Here is a 14,184-nt window from a genome sequence, read left to right as displayed (position 1 = left end):
TCGCTACTGAGTAATAACTATTGAAGAATGATTACTGAGAGACAGTTATTTAGTAGCAGTTACTTAGTAATAATAGTCGCTGAATTGATAACAACTGGCTCTTTTGGTACATCAGCATGCATGCCGAAACGACCAGTTGGGACGCCACGCATTTTTTCGATGACGTCCATTCCGCTTGTTACTTTACCAAATACGGTATAACCCCAACCTTGCATGTTTTTGCCAGAATGGTTTAAGAAATCGTTGTCTTTTACGTTGACAAAAAATTGGCTAGTCGCTGAATGTGGATCTTGCGTACGCGCCATAGCAATCGTGCCAGCGTCGTTCTTTAGACCGTTGTCTGCTTCGTTTTCTACTGGCTTGTTGGTGGCTTTTTCATTCATGTCAGCGTCCATTCCACCGCCTTGAATCATAAAGCCGTCAATGATGCGATGGAAAATCGTGCCATCATAATGACCAGATTTTACATAGTTTAAAAAGTTTTCAACGGTTTTTGGTGCTTTTTCTTCATTGAGTTCGATAACGATCGCACCCATACTGGTGTCAAGTTCTACTACTGGTGGCATGTCTACCATAGGATATTCCTCTTTATTGCAGCGCCTAAAATGACGCTGTTAAGTGGTGGATGAAAAGTTGGTGGATAAAAAGTTATGGCTAGTCTAACGGCTTTTTTATCCCGTGTCATGTATCAGGCTGTTAATGCGTTTGCAAAAGCTGATAGAATAACGCAACTTTACCCATTTCTAAACGATTTTGATAAAAAGTCATCATAGCTTGGTGTTTATAACACACTGTTTTTATAACCCAAATTTTTGTAAATTGGCTTAAATTTAATGGCTGAGGCTTGTTTTACGATATCGTTTTACTTTATCAAATATTTTGAATTTTCCGTGAGGCGTGATGGCACGTCGCATGAATTGACCATTTGCGTTAGGAGCAATGCCCGATGAGTGAGCACTCAAGCAATAATGCACAAAAAGACGAACACAAAAACGACTTTATTCGTAATATTATTCGTGATGATGTTAATGCGCAAAGATACCAACAGATTGTCACTCGTTTCCCACCTGAGCCCAATGGTTACTTGCATTTAGGTCATGTTAAATCCATCTGTCTAAACTTTGGTGTGGCTGAGGAGTTTGGCGGTATCTGCAACCTGCGCTTTGATGACACCAATCCAACCGCAGAAAAGCAAGACTTCATTGATAACATCGAGAATGATGTAAAATGGCTGGGCTTTGAGTGGGCAGGAGAGGCGTACCATGCTTCAGGATATTTCGACCAACTTCATGCTTGGGCGATTCAGCTGATCAAGCAAGGCGATGCTTATGTAGATTTGCAATCGCCTGAGCAAATCAAAGAAAATCGTGGCTCATTTAATGAAGCAGGCACAGCGTCGCCACATCGTAATGCCAGTGTTGAAGAAAGTTTGCAACTCTTTGATGATATGAAAGAGGGCAAATATGCCGAAGGTAAAGCAGTGCTGCGCGCCAAGATTGATATGGCAAGCCCAAACATGAATATGCGTGACCCTGTCATCTATCGCGTCATGCATCAAGCGCATCACCAAACGGGTGATAAATGGTGCATTTATCCGATGTATGATTTTGCCCATCCGCTCTCTGATGCACTCGAAGGCATTACCCATTCATTGTGTACGCTGGAGTTTGAAGATCATCGTCCATTTTATGATTGGGTCATTGACAAAATTGGCTTTGATGTACCACCGCACCAGTATGAATTTAGCCGCTTAAATGTAGATCATACCTTGACTAGCAAGCGCAAACTTAAGCAGTTGGTTGACGAAAATATCGTTAGTGGTTGGGATGATCCGCGTATGCCGACGATCGCTGGCATGCGTCGCCGTGGTTATACACCAGAGGGTTTACGTGATTTCTGTGAGCGTGTTGGTGTAACTAAAGTAGACAGCGTCGTTGACTTTCGCTTATTAGAATTTAGTATTCGCCAATCATTAGAGACGACCACAGGTCGTGGTATGGCGGTACTTAAGCCATTAAAATTGACCATTACCAACTTTGCCGAAGCGGTCAGCAGTTGGGAGTCGCAAAAAGCGGACAGCGTCAATGCTCGCTTTGATGATGCTTCGCAAACCTTATGGCTGACGCAGCCAAATCATCCTAATGTCGATATGGGCGAGCGTGAGATTCCTTTCACTGAGACCATCTATATCGATCAAGGCGATTACGAAATTGAGCCGCCAGCAGGTTATAAGCGTCTATCACCAGAAAAGCCAGAAATTCGTCTGCGTAATACCTATGTATTGGCAGTGACTGAGCACATTACAGATGAAGCGGGCAATGTGGTCGAACTAAAAGCGACGATTGATCCGACGACATTGGGTCAAAATCCTGAAGGTCGTAAGGTTAAAGGCGTGATTCATTGGGTATCAGCTAGCCAAGGCATCCCAGCAACGGTGCGCATGTATGAGCAGTTATTTAGTGTCGAAGACCCAAGTGGCGTCGCTGACGTCCATCAAGCATTAAATCCTAACTCGTTGACTGAACTCAATGCCGTGGTGGAACCGTCATTGGTGAATGCGGACGCTGGTACACGCTTCCAGTTTGAGCGTGAAGGTTACTTTATCTCTGATAGCGAAGACCATAGCACTGACAAACCAGTCTTTAACCAAATCGTCAGCTTGCGTGACAGCTATAAGCCAGCTTAATTTATCACTATTAGCGGCATTAGCGCTTATTTGAAAAACTACTGAACAATAGTAGTTTGCAAGCTTGCCCATTTCTAGTACGCTAGGGATGGGCTTTTTTGTGCATGATTATAAAGTGATTGATCGTAAGACTTGAGGAAATAATAATGGCAAAATTTTTAAACAGCAGTGGCACGACTTACCATTTAGAAGAATTGATTAAAAGTGCATCTGATAGGTTGATTATCATCAGTCCCTATCTAAAGCTGAATGAGCGTATTAAAGAGTTGCTAGAAGATCGTAATCGTCTCAAAATTGATATTAGAATCGTTTATGGCAAGAATGATTTGCACCCTGAAGAAATAAACTGGCTCAAAAATCTGACTTTTATTCGTACCAGCTTTTGCAAAAACTTGCATGCAAAGTGTTATCTGAATGAAAACGAATGCATTATTACCAGTTTGAACCTTTATGAATTTAGCCAAGTCAATAATAATGAAATGGGCGTGCTGATTTATCGTAATGAAGATAGTAAGCTTTATGCCGATACTTATGAGGAGGCACAGCGCATTATTCGTATCAGCGATGAAGTGCGCATGTCGCTTGAAAAAGTGACCGAATCTGATGGTAGGACTGATAATACTGCTACTGCCAGTCATACAATACCCAGCAATAATGCTAATACAACGGTCGCACCTACTGCTACAGAAGCGGCAACGCCTAATTACTCTAAGTTAACGACGGCGAAGCTTGCCAAAGAGCTGGGTTTTAAGACACAAGAGTTAAATGATAAGTTGCTTGCAGCGGGATATTTACAAGAGCAAGAAGGTGAGCTTACATTAACAGATGCTGGGCGTGCAGCAGGTGGTACCAGTAAAAAAGGTAAATTCGGTGATTTTTGTTTGTGGGATTCTGGAATGGTGATTTGATTCATTCGTTAAGTCTATGCTAAGTTACCTAGTAATAAACAGAATAACCGCATTACAATCCTTCACAAGACAGTCATAACCAGTTTGCTAAGATAAAATAGAATTTTTGCTGACGTGCTTTGAGTTATTGTGTAATATCTGATAGGGCACGTTGATAATAATAGAGCACGCAAATATCTTTGGATATTAGTGCTCATCACTAACATAGCTAAGGAATTAAGCATGGCACATTTACGTTTAGGCGATACCGCACCGAATTTTGACGCTGCAACCACAGAGGGTAATATCAATTTCCACGATTGGGCAGGCGATAATTGGGTCGTTTTTTTCTCCCATCCAGCTGATTTTACGCCAGTATGTACTACTGAGCTTGGTCGTGCTGCGGCACTGAATGGCGAATTTCAAAAGCGTGGTGTTAAGCCAATCTGTATCTCTGTTGATGGTATCGATGACCATCATGCATGGGCAAAAGACATTGGTGAGACTCAAGGTACTGAGCTAAATTTTCCAATCATTGCTGATCCGAACAAAGAAGTCGCTGAGCTATACGACATGATGCATCCAAATGCAGATAGCACACATACGGTACGCAGTGTCTTCATTATTGATCCAAATAAAAAAATCCGCTTAACGCTGACTTATCCTGCGAGCTGTGGTCGTAATTTTGACGAGATTATCCGTGTCATTGATGCTCTGCAACTGTCTGATGAATATAATATTGCGACGCCAGTTGACTGGAAAGACGGTGATGATGTCATCATTCCACCAAGTGTCAAAAACGAAGATATCGCGGCTAAATACCCTAAAGGTTATACAGAAATTAAGCCTTATTTACGTACCACGCCTGCACCCAATAAATAAGTAGCATGATTGGATGAATGAAATGAAGCCTCATGACGTAACGTTGTGGGGCTTTTTGTTGTTTAGTCTCTGATCAAAAAAGCAAGCCTAATAAGGCTTTGCTATGATGAGCAGAGTAGGATATAACTGTTGTATAAAGGATGGTAAGTCTTTATCTATCATCAACAGCGTAACAACCATAATAAAACCAGATAGCGTTGAGTCGCTTTTGTCCAATCTTACAAGGAGTTTGCTATGAAAAAACTATACGTCACACGTACTGCACCCAATCCACGTAAAGCCCTTATTTTGTTAGCATCAAAAGGTATCGATGTCGATGATATGGATGATGTGGACGTGATTGACATTGATTTTGCTGCCAATGAGCAAATGTCAGACAAGTTCACCAAAATAAATCCAATGCAGACCGTGCCAGTTCTAACACTAGGGGATGGCACGGTACTCAATGATTCACAGGCTGTATGTGAGTATCTCGACCGTGTCTATGGTGAGCGCTCGGTGATGGGGAATGATGTAATACAACGTGCGCAAGTGTGCGCTATGCGCCGCATTGCTGAGTTTGAGGTATTATATAATTTTATGCTGGCTTTTCAACACAGCCATCCGTCCAAAGCCCAACGCGTTGAGCAAGTCCCAGAGTTTGTCGCGCCATCTGTTGCACGGGCTGTTAAAGCCCTTGCTTATTTTGAAAATATTTTAGAAGGTCGTGAGTATTTGGTCGGTGAACAATTAAGCTTTGCTGATATCGTCCTATATCTCGGTTTGGATTTTGGGAAAGTCCTTAACGTAAATCCGAATGAGCAGGGCGAAAATCTTGCGCGTTTTTATCAAATGATGAATGAGCGTTTCAGTATTAAAAATATGGCAAAAGCCAAAATTGCTCATACAAACGAGTAAGACTAGCGCGAAAAATTAAAAAGGTGACATCATTGATGGTCTTGAATAATTGATGAAATTTCCAATTATCTGAGACCATTGATTTTTTATGGTACTTTTAAATATTAAAATAGCAGTTACGATGAATCCATAAAAATAAACACTTTGTTACAACCATGGTAATCAACGGCGCTATAGTGGTGAATTGTGACGCTTTAATAAAGTGGATATCATCAGCCCCTTATTGTTAAATATTTAACCTGATTTTTTAAATACTTTGACTTAAAAAAGGGATAACCACAAGGTATGACTGCTATGACCTCATCTGTTAAAAAACGGCCAATTCGATTCACTTTACTACCAAGTTTGTTGGCACTAAGCTTGGTAATAAGTGCTTGCCAAGATGCTTCTTTACCCAATGAAAGTGACGTACAAGAAGGCAATCAGACAAGCGCTGATGCAACACACGATGATGGCATAGATATGAACGCTGATGCAGTAACGGATGAAACTCAGATGGATAAGATGAGCGATGAAGAGAAAATGATTGCCAATCTTTCACGTTATCGTTGGACATTGATGTCTGTAACGGATAAAGGCGCACAGCCATTAAATATGCTGACGGATATTAAAGACCAAGTGCGTTTGTCTTTTAATCAATACCAAGGTGAGAATACGTTAAGTTATAGCGTTGGCTGTAATACTATGAGCGCTGGCTACCAATTGCAAGGTCACACTTTGACTATTGAAGAGGGTATGAGTACGAAAATGTCTTGTGGCGAGCTTGATAAGGCTGAAAATAGTTTAAATCAGCTGATGCAAGGTGAAAGCCAGTTAACATTAGTGAAAGCTAACAGTGCCAAAGATGGCGACGCTAAAGACAACAATTCTCAGGATGATAGTCTCAAGAGTGATAAGCCAATATTAACCCAAGTGACCAGTGTCGGAGCAACGTTGATTTGGGAAGGCAGGCTTACCTCACAAGCCAAGTATAATAGTAAAGGTGAGACCGTATTCTGGGCAGTAAGCTCGAAAATGATACCTTGCACCGATAATGGCTCAGAGATGTGTCTACAAGTGAAACCCATTACCTATGATGAACAAGGTATTAAAACGAGCGAAGGCAAGTGGGCAGTCTTTACGGGTGAAATCGATGGCTATCAGCATGATGGCATGCACGATGAAGTATTACGTTTACAGCGTTACCCATTAGACAGTGACGATAGCAATAGTATAGAAGGCGAAGAATATGCTTATGTGTTGGATGCAGTGATTGAAAGTGCCGTCGCAGAGTAGTCGATTTAAGCCGTTGCATTTTTATAGTAAAGCGATTTTACAGTAAAACTATAGTATAAATAACTTAGACAGTTTGAAAAACACGCGGCATTTGAACGCGTGTTTTTTTATGCTTGTTTTATAAGCGTTCTTAACGCAAGTTCCCTAGATCTTCTTCTGTCAAACGCCAGCGACCTTTTTTCTTAGACGCACTGCGCCCACGCATGGCGCTGTTTAATATTAATTTATTCATGGAGTGGCTTGAATGCGCATGACAGATGGCGCAGGCAAGACCATCGGCGGCATCTTGCTGTGGCACGACATCCAAAGATAGTATGCGGCAGACCATCTCTTGCACTTGCTCTTTTGCCGCTGCACCATAACCGCAAACGGCTTGCTTAATCTGGCGAGCGGTATATTCCGATACTTCTAAATCTAGAGCAACCATGGCGGCAATAGCAGCACCTCGCGCTTGCCCAAGTTTCAACGCTGAGTCTGGATTTTCAGCCATAAACACTTGCTCAATAGCCGTATAGATAGGCTCATTAGCATATTTCAAATGATGCTGGGTAATACGGGTCAAGCCATTAAAAATTCGCTTTAGACGTTCAGGCATCTCTTTGGTGTCTGTACGAATAGTGCCTGCGTCTATATAGGTGAGCTTATCGCCTGTCTGTTGGACGATGCCATAACCGGTCATGCGCGAACCAGGATCAATTCCAATAATAATTGCCATAATATTCCATCTTGCTTACATTTTATTTTCAATCCTATATAAGTTGGATACGGTGTCAGACTCGCTCAGCCTACTACTCGTAGTGCTTTTGCTCATCTTCCTTGTATCCAAATTATATTGTACCGACTATATGGCTTAAAAATCAGCCTTAAGTTTGATAGTATAGCAATCAATCCCCATATACATCATATGTTAGCCATCTTAATTTGCATGGCGCTCAATTTATTGGTTTTTATTTTATAGGACGACACTTTATGGGTCAGATAGTTGGTATTGCCATTGTTTGGTTTATTATCGAAATGCTACTTTGGTATTTGCTTGCTCAGTTTATGAGTGGTTGGTGGGTATTTATGTGGTTTATTATCGCCGCAGTCATCGGTATCTCCCTCTTGCGTAAAGGGATGGCTGCCCTCAATCCAATGGCACAGCAGATGAAAGCAGGTGGCATGATGAACCCATCAATGCGTCCGCAAGAATCAACCATGATGAAAAGTGTGGCCATGGCAGCGGCTGGTATTTTGCTACTCATTCCAGGTGTGCTGAGCGATTTACTCGCATTATTGGTGATATTGCCACCCGTGCAAAAGAAGCTCAAAGACTTTGCTAATAATTATGTCATGAATAATCAGCAAAAAATGATGGAAATGATGGCCAAGCAAATGGGTGGACAGATGGGCGGCGGACAAAATCCGTTTGGTGGCATGGGCGGTCAAAACCCATTCGGCGGCGCAGGTGGTATGAATAATCAAAATCCATTCGGTCAACAACAAAACCCGTTTGGTGATGGGTTTAAACAGCATACAACGATTGATGGGACAGCAAAAACCATTCCCAAGGATGTGAAAAAAATCACCAAATCTGCTAATGATGAATAGTTAAATTAATAGGCAAGCATAAGAAAAGCCCCTTTCATCAATGATAAAAGGGGCTTTTTAATGGTTATTACTAAGTCTTTATGAAATGGTAGATTATAAGTAAACCTATCAAATATTATTAGAATAATAATTAACCGAATAGAACAACCGAAGTGCCGCTGTAAGATGGTGACCCATGAACCGTGAAGTTCAGGGCGGATGCGTCACTGCCTCTGCAGGTTTCCTGATACACCGCAAGCGGTGCAGGCATACACAATGAAGCAGTAGGTACCACATCCTGGTAAAGCATTATCGGCTCAGGGAATAAACATCTACTAGCCAACACTTCAGAATATAATTATCTTAACGAATGGTTTGAATGATTGCAAGTATGATTTACAGATTGATACGTAGATTTAGAGAGTGGCATTATTGCTATTAAGTTTTAACCGCCTTTTCTACTGTATAAATGTGCTTTAAATAAGTATGCTTTAACGCTTAAGGGTGGGCGTAAAATGACGATTTTTCAGCTATTTTAAGATGTGTGTTAATATAGAGGGCTTTAAACATCCTAATATAGCATTATAGGCGTTCATTCACTTGAGGAGCGGTAATCCATGACCAATACCCAGCAACAATCAGCATTTATCGATGATAATCAGGCTCAGCTCAATAGTAAGCAGGATGGCGATCAAAATAAAAAAGTGCCGCATGTCTTAATGATATTAGATGGTTTTGGGCATCGTGAAGACGATAATGATAATGCGATTGCTGCCGCCAATATGCCAAATTTGGATAGGATTTATCAGCAATATCCGCATGGATTGATATCTGCTTCTGGAGAAGATGTTGGTTTGCCAGATGGGCAGTTTGGCAATTCAGAAGTTGGGCACATGAACTTAGGTGCGGGTCGCGTTCTGTATCAAGATTCGACTCGTATCTCAAGTGAAGTAGCCAATCGTGAGTTTTATAAAAACGAAGCCTTAGTCAAGGCGGTAAAAGCCGCGAACGAGTTGGGTGGTAACGTCCATATCATGGGTTTGCTGTCAGATGGTGGTGTGCATTCGCATCAAGATCACATCGAAGCGATGTGCCACTCGGCGTTAGTGCACGGCGCCAAAAATGTCTTTGTTCATTGTTTTTTAGACGGACGCGACACCCCACCTAAATCGGCGGATAAGTATATTAATCGTCTGCGGGACCATATCAATAAGCTTAATGCTCATTATGAAGGCGGCCGCGTACAGATTGCCAGTATCATTGGGCGCTATTATGCAATGGATCGTGATAATCGCTGGGATCGCGTCCAAAAAGCCTATGAGCTTATCACTGAAGGTAAAGCCGATCGTCTGTCTACGCGTGCAGATGGCGCAGTGCAAGCTGCTTATAAGGCACGCGAGACCGATGAGTTTATCAATCCAACGGTAGTCATTGGCCGTGATGAAGTGCCATATACCGTTGATGACAATGACGCGCTTATCTTTATGAACTTCCGTGCTGACCGTGCCCGTGAGCTGGCGCAAGCTTTTGTCTTGCCAGATCATGAGTTTTCAGGGTTTGCCCGCAATAAGCAGCCAAAACTTGCGGCATTTGTGATGCTGACCAAATATTCTGACGTTTTAGCAGACAATCCCAAAACTAGCGTTGCTTATTATCCCACGTCGTTGACCAATACACTTGGCGAATATTTGCAAGACAATGGTAAAACTCAGCTGCGTATCGCTGAAACTGAAAAATACGCGCATGTGACGTTTTTCTTTAGCGGTGGTCGTGAAGAAGAGTATGAGGGCGAGACACGTATTCTCGTACCCTCTCCAGATGTGGCGACTTATGATCTGAAACCAGAGATGAGTGCGCCTGAAGTGACCGATAAATTAGTGGCTGCCATTGAATCAGGCAAATATGACGTGTTAATTGTCAACTATGCCAATGGTGATATGGTCGGGCATACAGGGATTTTTGATGCGGCCGTAAAAGCAGTAGAGGCACTAGATGTCTGTGTTGGCCGTATTGAGTCAGCAGTACGCGCTGCTGGCGGTGATATGCTTATCACAGCAGATCATGGCAACTGTGAGCAGATGCAAGATTACGAAAGCGGTCAAGTACATACTCAACATACCACTGAACATGTGCCACTCATTTACGTGGGTGAGAAAAACTTACAAGTACGTAGTCGTGGTAAGTTGAGCGATGTCGCACCGACTATTTTGGCGCTGATGGATATTGAGCAGCCTGCTGAAATGACGGGCGAAAGCTTACTGGTTCCAGCGGTGTAAGTCAGGCATTTAATACTATTATATTGACAACTTACTAGCGTTGTTAGAAGTAATAGAAAGGGGAGAGATATTTATTGTCTCTCTTTTTTTTGATCTGTTTTTTAAGAGATATTTGATTGACTTTATTTGTCTTTAAATGTTTGGATAGTGAGAAAAATAAGGGCAAGCATGATATTTCGCCTGCTAAAAAAAATTGACACCGCTACTCATCATTTGATGAAATCATATCAGTTATCGTGAATGTTACTTGCAATACTCTCCTAGTCTTAGACTGGCTCTTGATGCTATCTTATGAGATAAATATTCATCCATATATCTATAAAAATAATTCTATTATTAAACGAGTTCTCTTATGCGTTCTATTTATTTTATGCGCTTACCAGTGACGAAGCGATTGGGCAAACAAGCAATGAAGGTATTCACTGCGCCGACTATTTTTAAACCTGCATTGATGATAGGTCTGCTTGGGCTCAGCACTACCAGTATGTACGCACAAGCAGCGAGGTCACCAGCTAATGCGACCATCAATAATCCCACCGCCAGTCTACAACTGATTAGCTTAAATGCTGATGAGATAGCCACAGAAGATGACACTAATAATTTATCAGATGTCGCTGATATGCTTGAGTCGGCCGACCAAGTTGACGATTCGATAGACAGTGTCGCAGATGAGAGTGCCTTGACCGACGATACGAACGAGATCGATGTCAGTATTCCACCTGAGGTTGCGCAAGTATCATTGAATGCCATTTCTCCAGAAACGCTCAAGACGTTTGTTGCGGTAGTGGATTTGGTACGCCGTGAATATGTGGATGCGGTCAATGATGAAGAGCTGTTCAATAATGCGTTGAGTGGTATGTTGACTAAGCTAGATAGTCATGCTGAATTTTTAGATGCTGAGGCTTATGAAAATCTGCGTGCTTTTACCGAAGGTGATGTGGGTGACGTCGGTATTAAAGTCAATTATCAGCCTACAGATGGCTATTGGGTGATTACAGAGGTTATTGATGCATCGCCTGCAGATAAAAAGGGCATTGCGGTTGGCGATTATTTACATCAAGTCGGTGATTTCAAGCTTGATGAAGATAAAGAAAGTAACGATATCGAGCAACTTTTGACAGGGATTGCGGGTACGCAAGTAGATGTTGTCACCTCAAAAGCTGGTCGCCGCAAACATACCACGAACTTGCAGCGTAATAACAGCCACCCTCAAACGGTCGAGGCAAGTCTCATTGACGGTATCGCTGTTATTAAGTTGCCTGCCTTTCAAAATAATAGTCGTGAAAAACTCTTGGAAGGCTTGATAGATCTAGACGCACCTATCACAGGTATCTTGCTAGATATGCGTGATAATCCAGGCGGGGTGCTAACGTCGGCGGTGAGCGTAGCCAGTTTGTTTATGAGCGACACTGATGTGGTACAAGTAAAGGGTCGTCAAAGTGATACGCGTACGCTATCCACTCAAGGGCTGGCGATACTTGAATCATTGCCAGTGGTGGTGTTGCAAAATCGCTATTCGGCGTCAGCGGCAGAGGTGCTGGCCAGTAGCTTACAAGCACAAAAACGTGCCACAATCGTTGGTGAAGTCAGCTATGGTAAAGGGTCGGTACAGTCGGTCATCCCACTGAATGATGAGCAGGCTGTTAAACTAACCGTCGCCAACTACATGACAGCGTCAGGCAATAAAATCGATGGAGTCGGGGTAGAGCCTGATATGACCTTGTCAGGAAGTGAAAGTACATGGGAGCAGCAAGCGCTTGCTTTACTAAAAACAAAAGCACTTGATTCGGGCATTCGTTTTGTCCGAAAACCTACCAAAGTCGATCAAGCAGTGGCAGGCAATAGGGTTCAGTAAGGCTCGCTTAAAGATAGGCTATCGCGATATATCAACGTTAAAATATCATCATTTATCGTTATTCAAAAATGGCGAATGCTATGGCTCAAATTGATCCTCAGCTATCTCTAGTTTTTTCATGCGATAGCGTAACGAGCGAAAAGTGGTGCCTAGTAGTTCAGCTGCTTGCGTTTTATTCCAAGCCGTTTGTTTTAGCGCGGTAATAATCAACTGTTTTTCTTGTTCTTGTAAATAGTGTTCTAACCCTTGAGAGGGTAACTGACCATCCTTTAATTTGCTTAGAATTGCTTTTTCATCACTTTCTTGCAGAATAGATCGATTGGTGACAGATTCTTCGTGATTGTGACGGGCTGTATGGTTTGAGCTTTTTGTATGGTTGCTTTCTGAACGCTGTATCATAGAAGGGTAGTGCTGAGCGTTAGTACGATAAGGGTGCAAGTTGGTCGTCACTTGCTTGACCTGTGGCGCTATTGTCTCATCCATAGATTGAATGACTTTTTCTCTATTTTCTATCGATTGAGCGACCATTTGATGGTTTGTTTGACGCTCAGAATATTGAGTATTATTGACAACCGCTGGCTCACTCTTCTGATCTTGAGAGACTGCGCGGTGATGGGTTATATCAATATCAGGCAAACCTAAGTGGCTGATGTCAATGTGCGGTGTCTCTGCTAGGGTTACTGCACGTTCAAGGACGTTACGCAGTTCACGAACATTGCCCGCAAAGTTATGATCTTGCAAACGTTCGCATGCCTCAACAGTGAGTATCGGTGGGTTCTCTAACTGCCATTCATCAGCAATTAATGCTAAAAAGTGCTTGGCTAATACAGGGATGTCATCACGACGTGCATTGAGCGTCGGTAGTTTTAACTCAATCACATTGATACGGTAGTACAAATCTTGTCGAAACGCACCGTCTTGCACCAATTGGTCTAAGTTTTTGTGGGTGGCGGACAAGATACGAATATCTACGGGAACCTCTGTGGTATCACCAATGGCTCTCACTGTTTTTTCTTGAATGGCGCGCAGTAGTTTTACCTGCATGGCTAAAGGCAAATCAGCCACTTCGTCTAAAAATAACGTGCCGCCATTAGCTTGCTGAAACAGCCCTTGCTTGTCAGCGACAGCTCCTGTAAAGCTGCCTTTTTTATGACCAAAGAACTCTGACTCCATCAGCTCTGATGGTATCGCCCCACAGTTTACTGGTACAAAGCTACCATCACGGCGTGGGCTTAAATCATGAATCAATCGGGCAACCACTTCTTTACCAGTACCCGAAGCGCCTGACAAAAATACAGGTGCTTGTGAGCGTGCCAATTTTAAAATAGTGTTTTTCAGTGGGTGCATCACTGCAGAATCACCAATGAGTCTACTGTCCAGCAGTTTTTGTTCAGGTGAGCATTCGGCTGTGGCTTTTGCTTCATTGTCTTGATGAATAACTTTTAAAGCATTTTCCACCAGTTGACGTAGGCGCGGTAACTCAAGAGGTTTATTCACAAAGTCAAAAGCACCAAGCTTCAATGCTTCAATGGCAAGATCCATACTGCCGTGAGCAGTAATCACGGCAATGGGCGTACTAGAGCTATTACTGATTTCTTTTACCAACTCTAGTCCTGACCCATCAGGCAGCTTTAAATCAGTCAGGCAAAAATCGTAATCATTGTCTTGCCAGTATGATCTTGCTTGCGACAGAGTATATGCTACATCACTTTTAATGCCCATTTTGGTCAAAGTAATTTGCATCAATCGGCACAGATCCACTTCGTCATCAACGACTAGCGCGGTTGTTGTCATACATCATCTCATCGTATTCAATAGCTATAAAATGGTAAAAACCAAGAGGCCTTAATGGCAAAG

11 protein-coding genes and 1 other RNA gene are annotated in these 14,184 nt (G+C 42.4%); 8 read left to right on the top strand and 4 right to left on the bottom strand.

The features are described 5' to 3' along the window. Nucleotides 1-59: 59 nt before the first annotated feature. Nucleotides 60-575: a peptidylprolyl isomerase gene (locus tag AK822_RS10000; protein ID WP_060491531.1), complete on the bottom strand. Its 516-nt coding sequence runs from the start codon at nucleotides 573-575 to the stop codon at nucleotides 60-62. 371 nt (nucleotides 576-946) lie between these two features. Here AK822_RS10000 and AK822_RS09995 point away from each other — a divergent pair, with 371 nt between their 5' ends. The 5 genes from AK822_RS09995 (at nucleotide 947) to AK822_RS09975 (ending at nucleotide 6,627) form a co-directional block, all read left to right on the top strand. Then, complete coding sequence (locus AK822_RS09995) at nucleotides 947-2,686, top strand: glutamine--tRNA ligase/YqeY domain fusion protein (RefSeq protein ID WP_060491530.1); 1,740 nt, start codon at nucleotides 947-949, stop codon at nucleotides 2,684-2,686. A gap of 146 nt (nucleotides 2,687-2,832) precedes the next feature. Further along, nucleotides 2,833-3,594 (top strand): phospholipase D family protein, encoded by a 762-nt coding sequence (locus AK822_RS09990; protein WP_060491529.1) that lies wholly within the window; start codon nucleotides 2,833-2,835, stop codon nucleotides 3,592-3,594. A gap of 222 nt (nucleotides 3,595-3,816) precedes the next feature. Beyond that, a complete protein-coding gene (locus AK822_RS09985; RefSeq protein ID WP_060491528.1) occupies nucleotides 3,817-4,455 on the top strand; it encodes a peroxiredoxin in 639 nt (212 codons plus the stop codon). A 234-nt stretch (nucleotides 4,456-4,689) separates the two neighbouring features. Beyond that, nucleotides 4,690-5,352, top strand: coding sequence for a glutathione S-transferase family protein (locus tag AK822_RS09980; RefSeq protein WP_060491527.1), 663 nt, complete (start codon nucleotides 4,690-4,692; stop codon nucleotides 5,350-5,352). A gap of 294 nt (nucleotides 5,353-5,646) precedes the next feature. Next, a complete protein-coding gene (locus AK822_RS09975) occupies nucleotides 5,647-6,627 on the top strand; it encodes an META domain-containing protein (RefSeq protein WP_060492267.1) in 981 nt (326 codons plus the stop codon). Between the two features lie 130 nt (nucleotides 6,628-6,757). Here AK822_RS09975 and ruvC read toward each other — a convergent pair whose 3' ends face one another. Further along, nucleotides 6,758-7,342 (bottom strand): crossover junction endodeoxyribonuclease RuvC, encoded by a 585-nt coding sequence (gene ruvC, locus AK822_RS09970; RefSeq protein WP_060491526.1) that lies wholly within the window; start codon nucleotides 7,340-7,342, stop codon nucleotides 6,758-6,760. A 254-nt stretch (nucleotides 7,343-7,596) separates the two neighbouring features. On the opposite strand from ruvC, the gene AK822_RS09965 reads away from it, so the two are divergent. Further along, the gene (locus AK822_RS09965) at nucleotides 7,597-8,217 is read left to right on the top strand and encodes an FxsA family protein (RefSeq protein WP_055123798.1); all 621 of its coding nucleotides are present in this window, start codon (nucleotides 7,597-7,599) and stop codon (nucleotides 8,215-8,217) included. A 140-nt stretch (nucleotides 8,218-8,357) separates the two neighbouring features. Here AK822_RS09965 and ssrS read toward each other — a convergent pair. Then, nucleotides 8,358-8,553: non-coding RNA, 6S RNA (gene ssrS / locus AK822_RS09960), on the bottom strand. 260 nt (nucleotides 8,554-8,813) lie between these two features. Here ssrS and gpmI point away from each other — a divergent pair. After that, complete coding sequence (gene gpmI, locus AK822_RS09955; RefSeq protein ID WP_060491525.1) at nucleotides 8,814-10,472, top strand: 2,3-bisphosphoglycerate-independent phosphoglycerate mutase; 1,659 nt, start codon at nucleotides 8,814-8,816, stop codon at nucleotides 10,470-10,472. A gap of 352 nt (nucleotides 10,473-10,824) precedes the next feature. Further along, nucleotides 10,825-12,327: a S41 family peptidase gene (locus AK822_RS09950; protein WP_087945624.1), complete on the top strand. Its 1,503-nt coding sequence runs from the start codon at nucleotides 10,825-10,827 to the stop codon at nucleotides 12,325-12,327. Nucleotides 12,328-12,405: 78 nt separating this feature from the next. Here the strand turns inward: AK822_RS09950 and AK822_RS09945 are convergent, their stop codons facing one another. Then, the gene (locus AK822_RS09945; RefSeq protein ID WP_060491524.1) at nucleotides 12,406-14,121 is read right to left on the bottom strand and encodes a sigma-54-dependent transcriptional regulator; all 1,716 of its coding nucleotides are present in this window, start codon (nucleotides 14,119-14,121) and stop codon (nucleotides 12,406-12,408) included. Between the last annotated feature and the right edge of the window lie 63 nt (nucleotides 14,122-14,184).

Origin of the sequence: Psychrobacter sp. P11F6 (assembly GCF_001435295.1) — a bacterium.
Lineage (GTDB): Bacteria > Pseudomonadota > Gammaproteobacteria > Pseudomonadales > Moraxellaceae > Psychrobacter.
This window is presented reverse-complemented; position numbering and strand designations above follow the sequence as displayed.

Coding starts and splice junctions, on each gene's coding strand:
- AK822_RS10000 (WP_060491531.1), bottom strand. CDS start 575: ATGGTAGACATGCCACCAGTAGTAGAACTTGACACCAGTATGGGTGCG.
- AK822_RS09995 (WP_060491530.1), top strand. CDS start 947: ATGAGTGAGCACTCAAGCAATAATGCACAAAAAGACGAACACAAAAAC.
- AK822_RS09990 (WP_060491529.1), top strand. CDS start 2,833: ATGGCAAAATTTTTAAACAGCAGTGGCACGACTTACCATTTAGAAGAA.
- AK822_RS09985 (WP_060491528.1), top strand. CDS start 3,817: ATGGCACATTTACGTTTAGGCGATACCGCACCGAATTTTGACGCTGCA.
- AK822_RS09980 (WP_060491527.1), top strand. CDS start 4,690: ATGAAAAAACTATACGTCACACGTACTGCACCCAATCCACGTAAAGCC.
- AK822_RS09975 (WP_060492267.1), top strand. CDS start 5,647: ATGACCTCATCTGTTAAAAAACGGCCAATTCGATTCACTTTACTACCA.
- ruvC (WP_060491526.1), bottom strand. CDS start 7,342: ATGGCAATTATTATTGGAATTGATCCTGGTTCGCGCATGACCGGTTAT.
- AK822_RS09965 (WP_055123798.1), top strand. CDS start 7,597: ATGGGTCAGATAGTTGGTATTGCCATTGTTTGGTTTATTATCGAAATG.
- gpmI (WP_060491525.1), top strand. CDS start 8,814: ATGACCAATACCCAGCAACAATCAGCATTTATCGATGATAATCAGGCT.
- AK822_RS09950 (WP_087945624.1), top strand. CDS start 10,825: ATGCGTTCTATTTATTTTATGCGCTTACCAGTGACGAAGCGATTGGGC.
- AK822_RS09945 (WP_060491524.1), bottom strand. CDS start 14,121: ATGACAACAACCGCGCTAGTCGTTGATGACGAAGTGGATCTGTGCCGA.